The 17,817-nt window shown below is 72.0% G+C and carries 14 protein-coding genes; 8 read left to right on the forward strand and 6 right to left on the reverse strand.

Annotated elements, in window-relative coordinates; all coding sequences use genetic code 11:
* The first annotated feature begins 302 nt into the window (after positions 1–302).
* From ACFFRH_RS26230 to ACFFRH_RS26245, 4 genes are all read left to right on the forward strand, one after another.
* Entirely contained in the window at positions 303–1,601 is a 1,299-nt protein-coding gene (locus tag ACFFRH_RS26230; RefSeq protein WP_386160274.1) for an ABC transporter substrate-binding protein, read from the forward strand.
* A gap of 303 nt (positions 1,602–1,904) precedes the next feature.
* Positions 1,905–2,870 carry a carbohydrate ABC transporter permease gene (locus ACFFRH_RS26235; protein ID WP_386160276.1) on the forward strand — a complete coding sequence of 322 codons (966 nt, stop codon included), beginning with the start codon at positions 1,905–1,907 and terminating at the stop codon, positions 2,868–2,870.
* 5 nt (positions 2,871–2,875) lie between these two features.
* Entirely contained in the window at positions 2,876–3,802 is a 927-nt protein-coding gene (locus ACFFRH_RS26240; protein WP_386160372.1) for a carbohydrate ABC transporter permease, read from the forward strand.
* Positions 3,799–4,620, forward strand: a complete 822-nt coding sequence (locus ACFFRH_RS26245; RefSeq protein WP_386160278.1) for an alpha/beta fold hydrolase — start codon at positions 3,799–3,801, stop codon at positions 4,618–4,620. Before ACFFRH_RS26240 ends, ACFFRH_RS26245 begins: the two co-directional genes overlap by 4 nt.
* Positions 4,621–4,676: 56 nt before the next feature.
* Here ACFFRH_RS26245 and ACFFRH_RS26250 read toward each other — a convergent pair whose 3' ends face one another.
* The 3 genes from ACFFRH_RS26250 to ACFFRH_RS26260 form a co-directional block, all read right to left on the reverse strand.
* On the reverse strand, positions 4,677–4,985 hold the full coding sequence (locus tag ACFFRH_RS26250; RefSeq protein WP_386160280.1) for a winged helix-turn-helix domain-containing protein: 309 nt from the start codon (positions 4,983–4,985) through the stop codon (positions 4,677–4,679).
* Positions 4,982–5,467: a hypothetical protein gene (locus tag ACFFRH_RS26255; RefSeq protein WP_386160282.1), complete on the reverse strand. Its 486-nt coding sequence runs from the start codon at positions 5,465–5,467 to the stop codon at positions 4,982–4,984. Before ACFFRH_RS26255 ends, ACFFRH_RS26250 begins: the two co-directional genes overlap by 4 nt.
* A gap of 369 nt (positions 5,468–5,836) precedes the next feature.
* The gene (locus tag ACFFRH_RS26260; protein WP_386160284.1) at positions 5,837–6,577 is read right to left on the reverse strand and encodes a dienelactone hydrolase family protein; all 741 of its coding nucleotides are present in this window, start codon (positions 6,575–6,577) and stop codon (positions 5,837–5,839) included.
* 288 nt (positions 6,578–6,865) lie between these two features.
* On the opposite strand from ACFFRH_RS26260, the gene ACFFRH_RS26265 reads away from it, so the two are divergent.
* Positions 6,866–7,636 (forward strand): DUF899 family protein, encoded by a 771-nt coding sequence (locus tag ACFFRH_RS26265; protein ID WP_386160286.1) that lies wholly within the window; start codon positions 6,866–6,868, stop codon positions 7,634–7,636.
* A gap of 191 nt (positions 7,637–7,827) precedes the next feature.
* Here ACFFRH_RS26265 and ACFFRH_RS26270 read toward each other — a convergent pair whose 3' ends face one another.
* From ACFFRH_RS26270 to ACFFRH_RS26280, 3 genes are all read right to left on the reverse strand, one after another.
* A complete protein-coding gene (locus ACFFRH_RS26270; RefSeq protein ID WP_386160288.1) occupies positions 7,828–11,322 on the reverse strand; it encodes a condensation domain-containing protein in 3,495 nt (1,164 codons plus the stop codon).
* Positions 11,319–13,778 (reverse strand): non-ribosomal peptide synthetase, encoded by a 2,460-nt coding sequence (locus tag ACFFRH_RS26275; RefSeq protein WP_386160290.1) that lies wholly within the window; start codon positions 13,776–13,778, stop codon positions 11,319–11,321. The genes ACFFRH_RS26270 and ACFFRH_RS26275 overlap by 4 nt, the downstream gene beginning before the upstream one ends.
* Positions 13,779–13,868: 90 nt before the next feature.
* Positions 13,869–14,084 (reverse strand): MbtH family protein, encoded by a 216-nt coding sequence (locus ACFFRH_RS26280; RefSeq protein WP_344746232.1) that lies wholly within the window; start codon positions 14,082–14,084, stop codon positions 13,869–13,871.
* Between the two features lie 118 nt (positions 14,085–14,202).
* Here ACFFRH_RS26280 and purF point away from each other — a divergent pair, with 118 nt between their 5' ends.
* Genes purF through ACFFRH_RS26295 form a run of 3 tightly spaced genes read left to right on the forward strand, consistent with a single transcriptional unit; the run spans position 14,203 to position 17,728 of the window.
* Positions 14,203–15,702, forward strand: coding sequence for an amidophosphoribosyltransferase (gene purF, locus ACFFRH_RS26285; protein ID WP_344746231.1), 1,500 nt, complete (start codon positions 14,203–14,205; stop codon positions 15,700–15,702).
* A 32-nt stretch (positions 15,703–15,734) separates the two neighbouring features.
* On the forward strand, positions 15,735–16,436 hold the full coding sequence (locus tag ACFFRH_RS26290) for a class I SAM-dependent methyltransferase (protein ID WP_386160293.1): 702 nt from the start codon (positions 15,735–15,737) through the stop codon (positions 16,434–16,436).
* The gene (locus tag ACFFRH_RS26295; protein WP_386160295.1) at positions 16,433–17,728 is read left to right on the forward strand and encodes a DegT/DnrJ/EryC1/StrS family aminotransferase; all 1,296 of its coding nucleotides are present in this window, start codon (positions 16,433–16,435) and stop codon (positions 17,726–17,728) included. The genes ACFFRH_RS26290 and ACFFRH_RS26295 overlap by 4 nt, the downstream gene beginning before the upstream one ends.
* The last annotated feature ends 89 nt before the right edge of the window (positions 17,729–17,817 follow it).

The following is a 17,817-nucleotide window of genomic DNA, read 5'->3' on the forward strand; positions in this document are numbered from 1 at the left end:
TTACGATACTCGCCCAACTAAAGGAGCATTGTCAGAGAATGACCAACAAACGGCACACCTGTCACCTGTTGTCAGTGAGTCAGCCACCTGTTGTTGAGTCAAATTTTAGTGATGGCCACCTCGACACCCCGTCTGATCACGCATAAGTAACACTAGACCGTTCTATAGACATCGCGAAATGTTGCGTCTAGGTTAAGCAGCCATCAGCCGCCAGGCCGCGACGAGGTACCCCGTCGCCGCGCCGACGCAGCGCGGCGCCGCAGCTCACATCGAGGAAGTGGTACGACGTGCGAGGAACACGCGTGGCAGCGGCCGGGTTCGCCCTGGCGGTCGGCCTCACCGCCTGTGGCGGGGGAGGCGACGGCGAGAAGGCGGGCGTGGCCGCCGTTCCGAACGACCCGGCCAAGGTGACCGGCACGATCACGGTGCTGACGAACCGTACCGACCAGGTACAGGACGGCACGACGAAGAGGTACGCCGCGGAGTTCAACAAGGTCTATCCCAACGTGACGGTGAAGTTCCAGGGACTCACCGACTACGAGGGCGACGTGAAGATCCGCATGAACAGCGAGAACTACGGGGACGTCCTGCTGATCCCCAACTCGGTGCCGCTCAACCAGTACCCGTCGTTCTTCTCCCCCCTCGGCCCGGCCTCGGAGCTGTCCGGGAAGTACGACTTCACCGACCGGGCCACGGTCGGCGGCCAGGTCTACGGCATCGCCAACATCGGCACCGCCAACGGCTTCGTCTACAACAAGGCCGTGTGGGAGCGGGCCGGGGTCACCGGCTGGCCGAAGACGCCCCAGGAGTTCGTCGGCGCGTTGAAGGCGATCAAGGAGAAGACGGACGCGACGCCGTACTACACCAACTACCACGACGGATGGCCGCTGACCAACTGGGGCAACGCGCTCGGTTCGCCGAGCTGTGACCCGGCCGCCAACGACAGGCTCGCCGAGACCAAGGAGCCCTGGGCCCCCGGCCAGGACCTGAACGTCGTCGACACGCTGCTGCACGACATCGTCAGGAACAAGCTCTCCGAGGAGGACCCGAACACCACCAACTGGGAGAACTCCAAGAACCTGATCGGCACCGGCAAGGTGGCGACGATGTGGCTCGGCTCCTGGGCCGTGGTGCAGATGAAGGAGGCCGCGCGGAAGGCCGGCGGCGACCCCGACGACATCGGCTTCATGCCGTTCCCCACCCAGGTCGACGGCACCTTCTGCAGCGTGGTCCGGCCCGACTACCAGTACGCGGTCAACGTCCACAGCCAGGCCAAGGAAGCGGCCCGCGCCTGGATCGAGTGGTTCGTCAACTCGTCCGGGGACGCGCAGAAGGCCCTGTCGATCTCGTCGGTCAAGGGTTCGCCGCTGCCGGCGAGCCTGCAGCCCTTCCAGGAGGCCAAGGTGAGGTTCGTCCACATGGACTTCGCGAAGAACGCCCTGGTCAACGATATCGACAAGGCATCGGAGGTCGGCCTGAACGCCCAGGACTACCGCCAGCGCATCGTCGACGTCGCCCGCGGGGCGGCCGAGGGCGACCTCGCCGGCGTCTTCGCGGACCTCAACAGGAAGTGGGCCGACGCCCAGGCGGCGATCGGCTGACACCGCCGGGCGCGGGGGCCGCCGTTCCCCAACCGGGGGACCGTCCTCCAACCGGGTGGCCTTCACCCCACCGAGTGGCCTTCACCCAACAGGGCGGCCGTCACCCAGGCGAACGCCCCCGCGCCCGCGCCCGCGCCCGCGACGCCCCGCCCCCGCCCCCACCCCCGGCTCGCTTGCTCGCGCGCGCGAGGAGAGACGGCGACTCCCCTCGCGCACGCCCCCGCCGAACGACGAGAGGCGGCAACGGCTCGACACGCGGAGCCTCCTCGAGAGCACGCGGAGCCTCTCCGAGAGAAGGAACAGATGTCCGCATTCCGTGTCGCGGGGCCTGGCGTCCCGCACCAGGAACCGCAGGTCGTGCCCCCTCGTCACCGGCGCCGGCCATCCGCCCGGACGCCGCGCGCGGCCGGTTCGCGGCGGTGGTACACCCCCTGGCCGTACCTGCTGGCCCCCCTGGCGCTGCTGGTGCTGTTCACGTACGTCCCCGTCGTGGACATGTTCGTCTACAGCCTCACCGACTGGGACGGCCTCAGCCCGGTCAGGAACTTCGTGGGGATCGACAACTACGTCGACCTGTTCACCAGGCCCCGGTTCTTCCAGGTCCTCACCGTCAGCCTGTTCTATCTGGCGGGCTCCGCGGTCCAGATGGTCGTGGCGCTGTACTTCGCCACCGTCCTCAGCTTCGACCTGCGGCTGCGGAACCTTTTCAAGGGGATCCTCTTCTTCCCCTACCTCGTCAACGGCGTGGCCATCGGCTTCGTCTTCCTCTACTTCTTCCAGCCCGGCGGCACCCTGGACACCGTGCTGGGCGCGTTCGGGGTCGAACCGCGCCTGTGGCTCGGTGATCCCGACCTGGTCAACACCTCGCTGGCCGGCGTCTCGGTGTGGCGCTTCATGGGCCTGAACCTGGTGCTGTTCGTCGGCGCCATCCAGTCGATCCCACCGCAGCTGTACGAGGCGGCCTCGCTCGACGGCGCGAGCCGGTGGCAGCAGTTCAGGTTCGTCATCGCGCCCAGCATCAAGCCCATCATCAGCCTGAGCGCCATCCTGGCGATCTCCGGCGCCCTGTCGGTCTTCGAGATCCCCTTCATCATGACCGGCGGTTCCAACAACAGCGAGACGTTCGTCATCCAGACGATCAAGCTCGCCTTCAACTTCAACAAGGTCGGCCTCGCGTCAGCGGCCGCGGTCGTGCTCCTGGCGATCGTCCTGCTGGTGACCTGGCTCCAGCGTCTGCTGGTCCCCGACGAGAGGGTGGAACAGTCGTGAGGACGATGACCGGCCCCGCCGGAGCCGTGACCGTGCGCGGCGGTCGCCGTGACGCCTCCGCGCGCCGTGGCGCTCCCCCGCGCGGCGGTCGCCGTGACGCTCCCGTACGCGGGGCGGCGGCGCGCCTTCTCATGTACCTGTCACTGGTCCTGGCCTGCGCGGTGGTGGTCGTGCCGCTGGCGGCGATCCTCCTCACCTCGCTGCGGACCGCCGAGGAGATGGCCGCCAGCGAGAACCCGCTCACCGCGCCCGGCGACTGGTTCAACCTGGACAACTACCGCATCGCCTTCACCGACGGTCAGATGCCGCAGGCGCTGTGGAACACCGCCTTCATCCTGTTCTTCTCGCTTCTCGGAACGGTCTTCGTCGGCTCGATGACCGCCTACGCGGTCGACCGTTTCCAGTTCCGGTTCAAGAGGGTCGTGATGGCCCTCTTCCTGGTCGCCGCCCTCGTGCCGGGCGTGACGACGCAGGTCGCCACCTACCAGGTCGTGAACGACCTGGGGGTGATGGACACGCACTGGGCCCCCGTCCTCCTCTACATGGGGACCGACATCGTCTCCATCTACATCTTCCTGCAGTTCATCCGGTCGATCCCGATGTCCCTGGACGAGGCGGCCAGACTGGACGGCGCGACGTCGCTCACCATCTACTGGCGCGTCATCATGCCGCTGCTGCGCCCGGCGATCGCCACCGTGGTCATCGTCAAGGGCGTCGCCATCTACAACGACTTCTACATCCCCTTCCTGTACATGCCCTCCGAGGGACTCGGTACGATCTCGACGTCGCTGTTCCGGTTCAAGGGGCCGTACGGGGCGCACTGGGAGGTCATCTCCGCGGGCGCCGCGCTCGTCATCCTGCCGAGCCTGATCGTCTTCCTGGCCCTGCAGCGGTTCATCTACAGCGGTCTCGTCTCTGGAGCCACCAAATGACCCATCCGGCGGTGAGCGACCGGCGCACCGCGCACATCGCGTGGCGCCACCACGGGCACGCCGGCGACACCGGCGTCCCTCCCGCGCTTCTGCTCCTGCACGGGTTCACCGACTCCGCCGCCTGCTGGGAGCCGGTCGTCCCCGCGCTGGCCGGTTACGGCTGCATCGTCGCCACCGACGCCCGCGGGCACGGCGACTCCGGCCTTCCCGAGGGGCCGGTCGGGCCACGGCAGCACGCCGCCGACCAGGCGCTCGTCCTCGACGACCTCGGCGTCAGCGAGCCGGTCGTCGTCATCGGGCACTCCATGGGCGCGCTCACCGCCGTCGCGCTGGCGGCCACCCGGCCGGATCTGGTGGCCGCGCTGGTCCTGGAGGACCCGCCGCCGTACGGGATGGGCGGCCGTCCGCGCGGGGTCCCGGCCTGGCTCGCCGGCCTGCGTTCCCTGGACCTCGCCGGGCGCGTCGCGCACGCCCGCGAGCACGAACCCGCCTGGAGCGAGGCGGAGCTGCCGCCGTGGGCCCTCAGCAAGGGGCAGATCGACCCGCGCTACTGCGAACGGGACGTCACCCTTCTCGACCCCCTCCACGACCTGGCAGCGGACGTGCGCTGCGACACGCTGCTCGTGTACGGCGACGCCGACCGCGGCGGGATGGTCACCGACGCCGACGCGGACGCGTTCCGGAAGGCGGCGGCCGGCACCGTGACGGCGGTCCGCGTGCCCGGCGCCGGGCACAGCGTCCGCCGCGACGCCGCCGACGCTTACCTGCGCGCGGTACGCGCCTTCCTGGACGCCGTACGCTCGCGGCGACCGAGGTAGGCGGAACGTTCACCGGCCCCGGGGCCGGTCACCGGAACGGCAGGGAAGGTTCCGGCTCAGCCGGGGAGGACCGAGAGGCCGGAGCGGGCGACGATGGCCTGGAGCGCGGCGACGTGGCCGGTGTAGGCCGCACGTCCCTCGTGGGTGAGGCTGAACCACGTCCTCGGGCGCTTGCCGACGTGTCCCTTGCGGATCTTCACGTAGCCGGCCGCCTCCAGGGCGCTCGCGTGCTTGGACAGCACCGAGTCGCTCACGCCCAGGTTGTCGCGGACGAAGGCGAACTCGGCCTCGTCGGCGGCGGCCAGCAGCGAGACGATCTGCAGCCGGGTCGGCGCGTGGATCGCCGGGTCGAGCCGCGGCGTCATCGCTTCGCCCTTTCCGCCCGCCTCGCGGTCCGCCCGGACATCCACCGGGCCAGCAGGGGTGAGGTGATCGCCACGATCGCGGTCATGATCACGCCCATGAGGGTGCGCGGGTAGGCCGTGCCCAGCTCCACGAACCACAACACCAGCGGAACGGACGCGAGGCTGGTGACGACCATCCAGCCGGTGAAGCCGACCCATGCCCACGGGTCCACCACCGAGGAGTGCGGGCGCAGCTTCGCGTTCTTGACGTCTCTCACGAACTTGAGGACGGCGAGGACGAGACCGGCCGCCAGGGCCGGCACGGCGATCAGGAGCCACCAGGTGGGCGGGATCTCGGTGACGAACTGTATGCCGGTGACGAAGGTCCAGACCGCCACCGGATACCAGGCGGGGAACATCGGCGGCGCGGCGCGCAGGACCCTGCGCTGCGTCTCGTGAACCTGGGCCAGCGTCCGCGCGGCCTCTTCGGGGGTGATGTCCATGCCCGCTCCTTTACTTTCCTGCATGGAAAGTACTTTCTCCTTTCCGTACCGTCAAGTACTTTCCACGGCCGACGGCGACGATCCCCGTCAAGGCCACGCGGGCCTCACGAGCTCGTGTCGAGGCCGCTCAGGAAGGCGAGGGATTCCTCGGAGGGGCTGCCGGGGTCGGCCCGCAGGAGGAGGAGCCGGCGGGAGCCCGGCCGACGTCGTTCGTCGCCCTGGCGGCCGAACCGGCACCCACCCCTGCCTCCATCACGACGGCGGCACCGGCTCCGCGCCCTCGCGAACGCGCCGGCCGGGAACGGCCCCCGGCCCCGGCGTCGCCGGTCATGGAGCGCCGGTCACGAAACGGCGGTCAGGAGACGCCGGTCAGGAGACGTGGCCCTGTCCGAGGTGCCGGGCGAAGAACCGCAGCGCGTCGTCGGTCTCGAACGCGGGGACTCCCCCGTGGTCGCCGGGATTGGCGTGCAGCGTCTTGTCGGCGGAGCCCAGGGCGTCGAACAGCGCCAGGGCCTGGTCCCTGGGCACCCGCGTGTCGTCCCACTGGAGCAGGAACCGCACCGGCACGGTGACCCGGGCGGCGGGTGCGGCCAGCCCCCGCACGCCGAGCAGGCCCAGCACCGCGGCGCGGATCCGGGAGTCGGCGGCGAGCAGCGGCACACCGATCCCGCAACCCATCGACACCCCCCAGTAGCCGGCCGGGCCGGAACCCACGTGGCCGAGCTCCTGGACCGCGGTCAGAACGGCCTGCCAGTCGGCGACGGCCCGCCCGGCCAGCAGGTCGTGCATGGCCGCGACGAGCCCGGCCGGATCCTCACCGGCGGCCATGCGGGCCCGCATGTCACCCGCGAACCGGACGAACCGTTCGTCCTTCGGCCGGTCGCCGTGGTTGGGGGCATCGATCGCGGCGACGGCGAAGCCCCCCTCGGCGGCGAACCGGTGCGCACCGGCCAGGACGCCGGGAGCCTTCTTGTGCTGGCCGCCGCCGTGTCCCATCAGGATCAGCGGGCGGGGGCCGGTGGCGCCTCGCGGCGTGAAAAGCACACCGGTGATCTCGCCGAGGGTGAAGGACTGTTCGGTGAGGCCGTCGGTCGACGTCTCGGAGGTCAAGCTGAAGCGCATAGCGTTCCGAAGCCTTTCGGGAATGCCTGGTACGGGCGCTCCCTAGACCATGCGCGGAAGGGAGCCCCGATCTGTCATCACAGCGTTGATCGGTCTCACCTCCTCCAGTCGTACTGCCGCACGGCGACGCCGAAGGTATCACACAGTCCTCGCCGGGCGAACGCCGTCCGGCGCGGCGCCAGGAGTCGCGGGTGGACCGCTGGAAGCCGCAGGATGTCCGATCATGATCGGCCGAAGGTGTTGTTCCGCGCTGTCCGCCTGCGCTAGACAGGTCGCATGGCAGAGACCTCAGCAACCGGGCACCCCCTTCCGCAGGTCGCCGATCGGCGGACCTGGCAGGCGAGGATCGACGAACTCCGGGTCAAGGAGAAGGCCCACACCAGGGCCGGGGACGCGCTGGCCGCCGAACGCCGCCGGCTGCCGATGGTCGAGGTCGATCCGCTGACCCCGCTGACCGGGGCCGACGGCCCGGTGCCGTTGATCGACGTCTTCGGCGGCCGGTCCCAGCTGATCGCCTACTTCCAGATGTGGCACACCGGCAGGCCCGCGGCGGAACAGTGCGAGGGCTGCACCTTCTCCACGACCCACATCAACGAGCTGTCCTACCTGCACTCGCGGGACGTCGGCTACGCGACCTTCTGCCAGGGACCGTACGAGGAGAGCTCGCGCTACCGCGACTTCATGGGCTGGACGGTTCCCTGGTACTCGGTGCCGCGGGACTCCGTGGACCGGTTGGTCGCGGACCGGCACTTCGGCATCCTGGTCGCCTATCTCCGGGACGGCGACAAGGTCTACGAGACCTACTGGACCACCGGCCGCGGCAACGAGCTGATGGCACCGTCGTACGGGCTGCTGGATCTGACCGTCCACGGCAGGCAGGAGTTCTGGGAGGACTCGCCGGAGGGCTGGCCGCAGCGTTGGGATTCCCGAGGTGGCCAGTTCCGAACGGACGGCCGCCCGACCGCCCAGTGGTCGCGGATCGAGGCCGGACGCGACGACGACCTCGGCACCTCGTCCGACGACCACCCTCGACCGCACTGCCACTGAGCGAGCGTCCGGGAACCCGGCAGGCGCATGGTTCACAAGGCCACGAAGCACGGCGGGCGGCGGATCGGCGGGAAGCGCCCCCGCCGGGCCGCCTCCGGCCACCCACCCGCCGGGCATCCGCCGGACCCCGCCAGGGGACCCGGTGGGGCGGCCTCCCCCCGCCAGGAGGCCGCCCCACGACGTGCGCCCGCTCAGGAGAGCAGTTCCGAGATCCTGGTCTCCGGCTCCACCACGGCCCGGGTGAGCAGCGCCGCCACCCGGGACAGGCGTTCCTCGACCTCTTTTCGGTCCCACAGCTCGACGGCGTACTCCAGGTCGAGCACGACCAGCTCCCCCGCCATCCCGGCGTACATCTCCAGCTCGTAGCGGTTGGCCCTGGTGTGCACGTAGTCGAACCCGACCTCGCACCCGGCCAGTTCCGGGATCGCGGGCCCGTCCCCGGCCCAGTCGGAGGTCACCTGGAACAGCGGCATCCTGCGCGGATCCGGGTGGATCCTCAACGCCCGCACCACCTCGTTGAACGGGGTGCCCTGGTGGGCGTACGCCTCCAGCACGGTCCTGCGGACCCGCCCGGTCAGCTCGGCGAAGGTGGGGTCGCCGCCGCAGTCGACGCGCAGCGCCACCATGTTGACGAAGCAGCCGACCACTCCCTCCAGGCCGGGCAACGGCCGGTTGTCGGCGGTGGTGCCGATCACCACGTCGTCCTGGCCGCTCCACTGCGCCAGCATCGCCGCGAACGCGGCCGTCACCAGCATGTAGGGCGTCGCCCTGCTCTGCCGGGCCAGCTCCAGCAGCCGCCGCGACTCCGCGTGCGGCAGGCGGTGGGCGATCATCTCGGTGTCGCGGCCCTCGCGCCGCCCGTCGCGCGTCCTGGGCAGGACCAGCTCGGGCGCCTCGCGCAGCCGCTCGCGCCAGAACCGCTCCGACGCCGCCGCCTCGGGCCCGCCGAGCCAGGCCTGCTCCCAGGCCACGTAGTCGGCGAAGCGCAGGTGCGGCGCGGCGGGCGCGGCGTCCCGCTCGGAGTACAGGCGGCCCAGCTCGCCCACGAGCAGCCCGACGGACACGCCGTCGGTGACCAGGTGGTGCTGGACGAGCGCGAGGACGTGGTCGTCCTCGCCGAGCCGGTAGAGGGTGGCCCGTACGAGCGGCGCGGTGGACAGGTCGAAGCCGGTGTCGGCGTCGCGGGCGGTGCGGCGGGCCGCCTCCTCCGCCCGTTCCTCCTCGGGCAGGCCGGTGAGGTCCTCGACGGGCAGCTCGACGCGCACGCCGGGGTCGAAGCGCAGCACCGGCACGTCGCCGACGAGCGCCACCCGGGCGCGCAGGTTCTCGTGCCGCGCGACCAGCGCGTCGAACGCGCCGCGCAGGGCCTCCACGTCGAGCGGGCCGCGCACCCGGTAGGTGACGGCGGCGATGAAGTCGCGGGCGTCGCCGCCCGCGAGCTGCTCGTTGATCCAGATCTGCAGCTGCGCGGTGGACAGCGCGCTGGTGTCGGGCTCCTCGCCGTCCCGCTCGATCCTCCCCTCGGGGGCCGTACGGCCCGCGCGGCCCGTGCGACCGGCGCGGCCCGCGTCGCCGAGCGTGTGCTCCAGCGCGGGGTGCTTGGCCGCCATGTAGTCGGCCAGGTCGGCGGGGGTGCAGTTCTCGAACAGGGCCATCAGCGGTACGCGCACGGCGAGCACGGAGGCGATCTCGCGCACCAGCCGGGCCGCCAGCATCGAGTGGCCGCCCAGGGCGAAGAAGTCGTCGTCGGGGTCCACCTCGTCGAGGTTCATCACGCGCGCCCAGATGACGCAGAGCGCCGCCTCCAGCGCGGGCAGCTCGGTCCGCTCGCCGCGCTCGCCCGCGTCGGGCAGCCGGCCGGTCTCGACGCGGCCGTCCTCGGTACGCGGGATGCGGTCCACCGGCACGATGACGGCGGGCACCATGTACTGCGGCAGCCGCTCGACGAGGGTGGCGCGCAGCGCGTCGGGGGACGACCCGGCGACGGTGTAGGCGACCAGCTCGCGGCCCGCGCCGCCCTCGACCGCGACGACGGCGGCGTCCCGTACGGCGGGATGGGCGCGCAGGACCTCCTCGACGTCCTCCAGCTGCACCTGGAACGGGCCGATACCGACCAGCCGGTCCTCGCGCCCGCGCTCGACCACCCGCCCGTCGGGCCTGCGGATGGCGAGGCGGCCGGTGGGACCGGCCCCCTTCTCGGCGCCGGAGCGGCGGACCAGCTGGCCGACGGCCCCGGCGGGCAGCACGTTGCCGTCGTGGTCGAGCACGGTCACGTCGCCCTGGGTGAGGGTGACCCACTCCTCCGGGGCGATCATCGGGATGTCCGCCAGGGTCTGGGCGGGGTCGTCGGCGACCGCCCGCAGCACCCGGTCGTAGTGGCGCATCACGCGGGCGATCGTCGCCTCGTCGAAGAGGGCGTCGTCGTACTCGACGAAGAGGTCGACCCGGTCGCCCCGGCGCACGGCCTCGACCGCGACGTCGAAGCGGGACCGGCCGCGCGTCACCTCGACCTCGGCGGCGGGCACGCCGCCGATGGAGCGCTCGGCCGCCCCGGCGTCCCACATGGTGAAGACGACCTGCACGAGCGGGGTGTGCCCGGCGTCGCGTTCGGGCTGCAGGAACTCCACGAGCTTCTCGAAGGGCACGTACTGGTGGTCGAAGGCGTCGAAGGCGGCCTCGCTGACCGCGTCGGCCAGGTCGGTGAAGGGGAGCTCGCCCGCCGGGCGCAGCCGTACGGGCACGATGTTGGCGAAGAAGCCGAGCGCGCCGTCGAACTCACGCCCGGGGCGGCCGGGGGCGCCGGTGCCGAGCACCATGTCGCCGCGCCCCGTGTAGCGGTAGAGGGTGGCGGCGAAGGCGGCCAGCAGCACGGTGAAGACGGTGCCGCCGACCCGCTCGGCGACCTCGCCGAGCGGGCCGGTCAGGGCGGGGTCGAGCGGGAAGCGCTCGCGCCTGCCCGCGCTGGCCCGGCGGCGCGGCCGGAGCCGGTCGGCGGGCAGTTCCAGCACGGTGGGCGCGCCGTCGAGCTCGCGCCGCCAGTGGTCGACGTCGGCGGCGAGCCGTCCCCCGGCGAACTGCTCGCGCTGCCAGCGGGCGAAGTCGCCGTACTGGGCGGGCCGCTCCCCCGGTGCCTCGTCCGGCGCCCCGGCCGGTGACTCACCGGCCGGTCCACTCCGGATCTCACCGGAGGACCCGCTCCGGGACCCGCCGGGGAGTTCGCCCCGGTAGGCGGCGTCCAGCTCGTCCAGCAGCAGGTTCATCGAGAACCCGTCGCTGATGATGTGGTGGACCCCGAGCACGAGCGCCTGCCGGTCGGCGCCGAGCGTGACGAGCGAGGCGCGCAGCAGCGGTCCCGAGGCGAGGTCGTAGGGGGCCTCGGCGACCTCGCGGGCGTACTCCATGAGCGCCTGCTCGCCGCCGACGGCCGCCTCGCGCAGCACAGGGCCCCGGTCCCAGACCGCCTGCACCGGTTCCGCGCCCTGGTAGACGAAGGTGGTGCGCAGCACGTCGTGCCGCGCCACCACCCGTTCCAGCGCCCGCCCGAGCCTGGCGGCGTCGAGCGTGCCGTCCAGGACGAGCACCTTCAGCTCGTTGTACGAGCCGTTGCCCGGATCGTCCTGTTCGACGAACCAGAGCTGCTCCTGGAGGTAGGACAGCGGTGCGGTGCGGACGGGCAGACCGGTCACGACGGTCCCTCCGTCTTTCTCGCGATCACCCACAGGAAGCGCGACTCCCCGAGCGGTGTCCGCTGTGCCACGACCTCCTCGCGCTCGGGGACCAGGCCCTTCTCGCGCAGCAGGCGCAGGTTCTCCTCGGTGGGGAAGCCGGAGAAGAACATCGTCGAGCCGAACCACTCCTCCACCGCCCCGGGGATGTCCTCGGTCATGAGGGTGGCGAGCAGCAGGCCGCCCGGCTTCAGCCAGCGGGTGATGCCCCCCAGCAGGCCGGGCAGCTCCTCCCTCGGCAGGTGGGTGAGGGTGTAGATGGACACGACGGCGTCGAAGGAGGCCTCGGGGAACTCCGCCTCGGCCATGTCGGCCTGGACGAGCGTCGCGCCCGGCAGGGTCTTCTCGGCGAGCTTGAGCTGCTCGGCGGAGATGTCCACGGCGGTGAGGTCGTGCGCCTCGGCCAGGCGGCGCGACGACTCGTGGCCGCCGCCGACGCCCAGCTCCAGCACGGCCGCGCCCTCGCCGGGCAGCATGCCGAGCAGGTGGTCGGTCCAGGCCATGCGGGGGCCGTCGGAGAACTCCGACTGGAAGGCGGCGTAGCGGTCGGCGATGTCGTCCCAGCCCTCGCGGACGATGTCCTTGATGTCGGAGCGGACCTCGGAGTCGACGGCGTCGGCGACCCCGGCGATGGTGGGCCGGTCGAAGAACTCGACGACCGGCACCTCGATGCCGAAGATCGTGCGTACCCTGCCGAGGAGCTGGATGACCTGGATGCTGGTGCCGCCCAGCTCGAAGAAGTGGTCGTGCGGGCCGAGGGAGTCGACGCCGAGCAGCGGTTTCACGATCTCCTCGGCCACCCGGCGCCTGGTCGGCGTCCACTCGCCGTCGTCGGTCCCGGTGGCCGTGCCGGTACCCTCCCCCCTGGCCTCCCCCCTGGCCTCGGCCAGGGCGTCGCGGTCGACCTTGCCGGTCGAGGTGAGCGGGATCTCCGGCACGTGGACGAACTCGTTGGGCACCAGCGGCGCCGTCAGCCACCGGGCCGCGGTCTCGCGCAGCTCGCTCACGCCGGGCGGCTCCTCGGCGGTGGAGACGACGTAGGCGATCAGGCGGGCGTCGCCGTCGTCGCGCGCCTCCGCCTCGACCACGGCGTGCGTGATGTCGGGGTGCCTGCAGAGGGTCGCCTCGATCTCCTCCAGTTCCACGCGGACGCCACGGATCTTGACCTGGCGGTCGGCCCGCCCGGAGAAGACCAGCTCGCCCTCGGGGGTCCAGCGCACCAGGTCGCCGGTGCGGTAGAGCCGCTCGCCGGGCGTGGTGGCGAACGGGTCGGGGACGAAGGAGGCCGCGCTCGTGCCGGGACGTCCCAGGTAGCCGCGTCCGAGGCCGGGGCCGCCGACGTACAGCTCGCCGACCGTGCCGATCGGCACGGGGCGCATCGCCTCGTCCAGCGCGTACGCCCGGTGGTTGGGCATGGCGCGGCCGATGGGCGGCGAGGTGTCCCAGTGCCCCTCGCACTCCTGGGTGATGACGCCGACGGTGGTCTCGGTGGGCCCGTAGCTGTTGACGAACCGGCGCCCGGCCGCCCAGCGGGTGGTGAACTCGCCCGAGTAGCTCTCGCCGCCGACGGCGACGACCCGCAGGTCGGGGAAGTCGCCGGGCTCCAGCAGTCTCAGCACGCCGGGGGTGCCCATGTAGACGGAGATGCGGCGCTCGCGCAGCAGGTCGCGGAAGCGCGTCGACGAGGTGCGGGTCTCGGCGGAGGCGACGTGCAGGGCGGCTCCCGACAGCAGCGCTCCGAAGGCGTCGAAGGTGGAGACGTCGAAGGCGATCGAGGAGAACTGCACGAAGCGGTCCCGCGGCGAGAGCCCGTACAGGTGCTGGGCGCCCCGGACGAACGCGGTGACCGCGCGGTGCTCGATGAGGACGCCCTTGGGCGCCCCCGTGCTGCCCGAGGTGTACATGACGTAGGCGAGGTTGGCCGGGTGCAGCGGCACGCCGGGGTCGCTCTCGTCGCTCCCGGGGTGGTCGTCGACGTTCACCACGCACCACGGGCCGGGCGGCACCTCGGCCTCGGTGGTGGAGTCGGCGAGCACCACGGCGGTTCCGGCGTCGCGCAGGATCGCCTCGACCCGCTCGGGCGGGTTGCCCTCGTCGACCGGCACGTACGCGCCCCCGGCGGCCAGCGTCCCGAACATGGAGACGACCGTGTTCGCCGAGCGGCGCTGGTAGATGGCGCAGCGGTCCTCGCGGCGCAGGCCGAGACCGAGCAGGTGCCCGGCCAGGCGGTTGGCGGCGCGGCGTACCTCGTCGTAGGTGAGGGTCGTGCCCTCCTCGTCCGTCAGTGCCGTGGCGTCGGGGGACCTCGCGACCTGGGCGGCGAACCGTTCGACGACGGTCGCCGGCTCGTCGGCCAGCTCGGTGCGGTTCCATTCCTCGACGACCAGGCGCGCGTCGTGCTCCTGGATCGTGTCCATCGGCTCCTCCTTAGGGGACCGTCCTCGGGGGCCGTTCTCCGGCGGGCCCGCGGGTCGGGATCGGGGACCGTTCTTCGGCGGGGCCGCGGGTCAGGATCGCTCGCCGTCGTCCATCCAGCGGCGCAGGCTCAGCGGGCGCATGTCCGTCCACACCTCCTCGATGTGGGCGAGGCACTCCTCGCGGGTGCCACTGTGGCCGGTGCTCCGCCAGCCCTCGGGAATGTCACGGTCGGCCCACCATATGGAGTACTGCTCCTCGTGATTGAGCACCACGGTGTACTCGGCGGTCTCCACTGCCTCGGCCATTCGGCTCTCCTTTGCCTCATTCGTGATTCAACCCGACGTTGCAATCAAACAATGCCATGGTCAAGCAGAAGCGATTTAACGTACTTTCCGCGAAATGTTAAGGTGTTTAAGGGGAGCTATGTGTGGAATAGCCGGCGTATCTGTTCTGGACGGGACCGCCGGGCAGCCGGCCTTCGACGGGCTCGTCACCCTGCAGCACCGCGGCCAGGAGTCGTGGGGCATCGCGGTGGCCGGGCCGGACGGCGTGGAGGTGAGGCGGTCGCTGGGATTCGCCTCGCGCTCGGACTGCGGTGACTCGGCCCGCGACGGCCGCGACGGCTGGCCCGCCGGGAGGCTCGCGGTCGCCCACACCCGGTACTCGACGACGGGCGCCACGCTGCTGGAGAACTCCCAGCCCTTCGTCCACGAGGCGCGGCGCATCGCGCTGGCGCACAACGGGGACCTCACCAACGCCGCCGAGCTGCGCGCCCGCCTCGGCCGTGAGGGCTACGGGTTCCGCTCGACCAGCGACTCCGAGGTCATCCTCGCCCTCCTCGCCGACGCCCTGGACGCCCCGGACGCTCAGGACACCTCGGGTACCCCGGACACCCGGGACGCCGACCCGATCGTGGCGGCGGTCGCGCGGGCCGTGCGGGTGCTGCGCGGCGCGTACTCGGTGGTGTGCGCCGTCGGCGACCGGCTCGTGGCCTTCAGGGACCCGCACGGCCTGCGCCCCCTGGTCGTGGGGTTCGCCGAGGGCGCCGAGGGCACCGGGGCCAGGGCGGTCGTCGCCTCGGAGACCTGCACGCTCGACGCGCTCGGCTGCCCGCAGCAGCGGGAGGTGGAGCCGGGCGAGCTGCTGGTCCTGCGCGACGGCCGCCTGGTCGGGACGCACCGCGTCGCCGCCCCCGCTCCGCGCAGCTTCTGCGTGTTCGAGCACCTCTACCTGACCAGGCAGGACTCCAGGATCGACGGCGCCAGGACCGGCGCGACGCGGGTGGCGTTCGGCGAGCGGCTCGCGCTGGAGTCCCCGGCGGACGCCGACCTGGTGGTGGCCGTCCCCGCCTCCGGCGTGCCCGCGGCCCGGGGGTACGCGCGGGCGGCGGGCCTTCCGCTCGCCGGGGCGCTGGTCCGCGACGAGCAGGTGGGCAGGACGTTCATCGAGCCCGACCAGCGGCGGCGCGAGCGCAAGCTGCGGCGCAAGTTCTCCATCGGCTCGCCGGTGGACGGGGCGAGGGTCGTGGTGGTCGACGACTCGATCGTGCGCGGGTCCACCATGCGGCGCATCGTCACGCTGCTGCGCGAGTCGGGGGCGAGCGAGGTGCACGTGCGGATCGCCGCGCCGGCGCTGATCGCGCCCTGCCACTACGGGGTGGACATCGTCGACACCGGCGAGCTGGTGGCGACCGGCCGCGAGGCCGGGGAGGTGTGCCGGATCATCGGCGCGACGAGCCTGGCGTACCTGTCGGTGGCGGGCATGCGCCACACGGTCGGGAGCATGGCGGGCGAGGGGTTGTGCGAGGGCTGCATCACCGGCGAGTACCCCACCCCGGTGAGTCCCGGACGCGACAAGTTGAAGCTCGTACCCGCACAGGCCCCGCGGCACGCGGCGCCCCGGGCGGCCGTCCACCCCCGTTGACGATGATCAAGGCCCCGCCTAGCCTCCGCCAGATGGGACCTCAAACAGAACCGAACGGCTACGACGACGACGGTGGTTGCGACGCCCGCTACACCAGGACCGCCTGCCTGTGGGGGCGCAGGCCCGACCGGATCTCCGACGTCCTGGGAGACGCCCTCTCCCTGCCCGGAGCACCCACGGAGGTCGGCCCGCCCCCCACCCCGGCCGGCGCGGACGCGCCCGTCGTCCTGGACGTGGGATGCGGCGAGGGACGCAACGCGGTGCGCCTCGCCCAGCGGGGCGCGCGTGTGCTGGCGATGGACATGTCGGCCGCCGCGCTGGAGAACGGCGCGCGGGCGTGGGGCGACGCCGGGGGGATCGAGTGGCGGCAGGGCGACGCGCGCACCGCCGCGCTGGAGCCCGCCTCGTTCGACGGGGTGCTGGCGTGCAGCGTCCTGCACTGGCTGGAGGACGAGGAACAGGTCGCCGACGTCATCGCCGGACTCCAGGCCGCGACCAGGCCGGGAGGGGTGAACGCCCTGCTGATGTTCAACCGCGGCCACGCCTACCTGCCTCCCGCCGGCGAGATGCGGATGCCGGTCCTGCTGCCCCACGACTGGTACCTCGCCAGGTACGCCGGATGGACCGTGCTGAGCGCCACCGACGCCGACTCCACGCACACGCACAAGGGCCACGAGGAGCCGCACACCCACGCGGTGACCAGGCTCGTCGCCCGCAAGGGGGCGGGCTCGTGAGCCCGGCGGCACCCGGCCGCGCGGGCACGCGGGAGACCGGTCCCACGGTCCCTTCCGGGACGGGGATCGAGCCCCCGGGCCCGCCGCACCCGCTCGAATGGCCGGTCTACGACGAGGGCGTGGCGGCCAGGGTCGCCGAGCTGGTGACGCTGGGGCGCACGTTCGACTACGACTACGGCCCCGAGCTGGCCGAGCTGGAACGGTCGTTCGCCGAGCGGCACGGCCGCGCCCACGCCCTGGCGCTCACCTCCGGCACCGCCGGGCTGCTCGCCGCCTACTTCGCGCTGGGCATCGGGCCCGGCGACGAGGTGATCGTCCCGGACCTCACGTTCTTCAGCACCGCCTCGCCGCTGTTCCTGCTGGGCGCGGTGCCGGTGCTCTGCGACGCGGGCGACGCCACCGGGAACGTCGCCGCGGCGGACGTGGAGGCGCTGGTCACCCCCCGTACGGTCGCGATCGTCGTCACCCACCTGTGGGGCCACAGCTGCGACATGGACGCCCTGCGCGCGGTGGCCGACCGGCGCGGGCTCGCCCTGGTCGAGGACTGCTCGCACGCCCACGGCTCCACCTTCCGCGGCCGGCCGGTGGGCTCCATGGGCGACATCTCGATCTTCAGCGTGGGCGGCAGGAAGCTCGTCTCCGGGGGCATGGGCGGCATGCTCCTCACCGACTCCGAGGACGTCTTCGCCCGTGCCTGCCTGCTGACCAACTTCCGGCACCGCACCGACCTCACCATCGACGCCGTCCGCTACAAGCCGTTCCTGCTGACCGGTCTCGGCGGCAACTTCCGCATCTCCACACCGGGCGCCGTGCTCGCCCAGAGCCACCTCGACCGCCTGGACGAGCTGGTGGAGCGCAGGGTGGCCAACATGTCCGCCCTGTCCGCTGGGCTCGGCGAGCTGCCGGGCGTGCGCCCCTCCCCCGTCGCCGAGGGCGTCACGATGGGAGCCTGGTACGACGGGGTCGTCGAGGTGACGCCGGAGTGCCCGTTCAGCCGGGACGGGCTGGTCGCGGCCGGTCAGGCGCGCGGCCTGAAGGTGCGCGGCCCGGCCACCAGGCCGCTGCACGTCTTCCCGCTCTTCCAGGGCACCGCGCCCGACTGGTCACCCCAGGTCGCCGCCGCCGTACGGGCCGCGGCGGCGGTGAACGACCGGCCGTTCCCGCGTTCCGCGGAATTGTTCGCCCGGTGGATGAAATTGCCGGTGAATTTCCTCTGGGAGGCCGGCTCGCCGCTGGTCGACGCGTATGTCGAGGCGTTCGACGACGCCTTCTCGATGGCGCGCACCGCGTAACGTCGTTCCTGTTTCCAGCGTTTCCGGCGCTCTCAGCGCCTCCAACGTTCTCAGCGTTCTCAGCGTCGATTCCGGAGTAATCCATATGA

It is taken from the genome of Streptosporangium vulgare, assembly GCF_042428775.1.
Classification (GTDB): Bacteria; Actinomycetota; Actinomycetes; order Streptosporangiales; family Streptosporangiaceae; genus Streptosporangium; species Streptosporangium vulgare.

Coding starts and splice junctions, on each gene's coding strand:
- ACFFRH_RS26235 (WP_386160276.1), top strand. CDS start 1,905: ATGTCCGCATTCCGTGTCGCGGGGCCTGGCGTCCCGCACCAGGAACCG.
- ACFFRH_RS26245 (WP_386160278.1), top strand. CDS start 3,799: ATGACCCATCCGGCGGTGAGCGACCGGCGCACCGCGCACATCGCGTGG.
- ACFFRH_RS26255 (WP_386160282.1), bottom strand. CDS start 5,467: ATGGACATCACCCCCGAAGAGGCCGCGCGGACGCTGGCCCAGGTTCAC.
- ACFFRH_RS26250 (WP_386160280.1), bottom strand. CDS start 4,985: ATGACGCCGCGGCTCGACCCGGCGATCCACGCGCCGACCCGGCTGCAG.
- ACFFRH_RS26240 (WP_386160372.1), top strand. CDS start 2,876: ATGACCGGCCCCGCCGGAGCCGTGACCGTGCGCGGCGGTCGCCGTGAC.
- ACFFRH_RS26265 (WP_386160286.1), top strand. CDS start 6,866: ATGGCAGAGACCTCAGCAACCGGGCACCCCCTTCCGCAGGTCGCCGAT.
- purF (WP_344746231.1), top strand. CDS start 14,203: ATGTGTGGAATAGCCGGCGTATCTGTTCTGGACGGGACCGCCGGGCAG.
- ACFFRH_RS26290 (WP_386160293.1), top strand. CDS start 15,735: ATGGGACCTCAAACAGAACCGAACGGCTACGACGACGACGGTGGTTGC.
- ACFFRH_RS26275 (WP_386160290.1), bottom strand. CDS start 13,778: ATGGACACGATCCAGGAGCACGACGCGCGCCTGGTCGTCGAGGAATGG.
- ACFFRH_RS26280 (WP_344746232.1), bottom strand. CDS start 14,084: ATGGCCGAGGCAGTGGAGACCGCCGAGTACACCGTGGTGCTCAATCAC.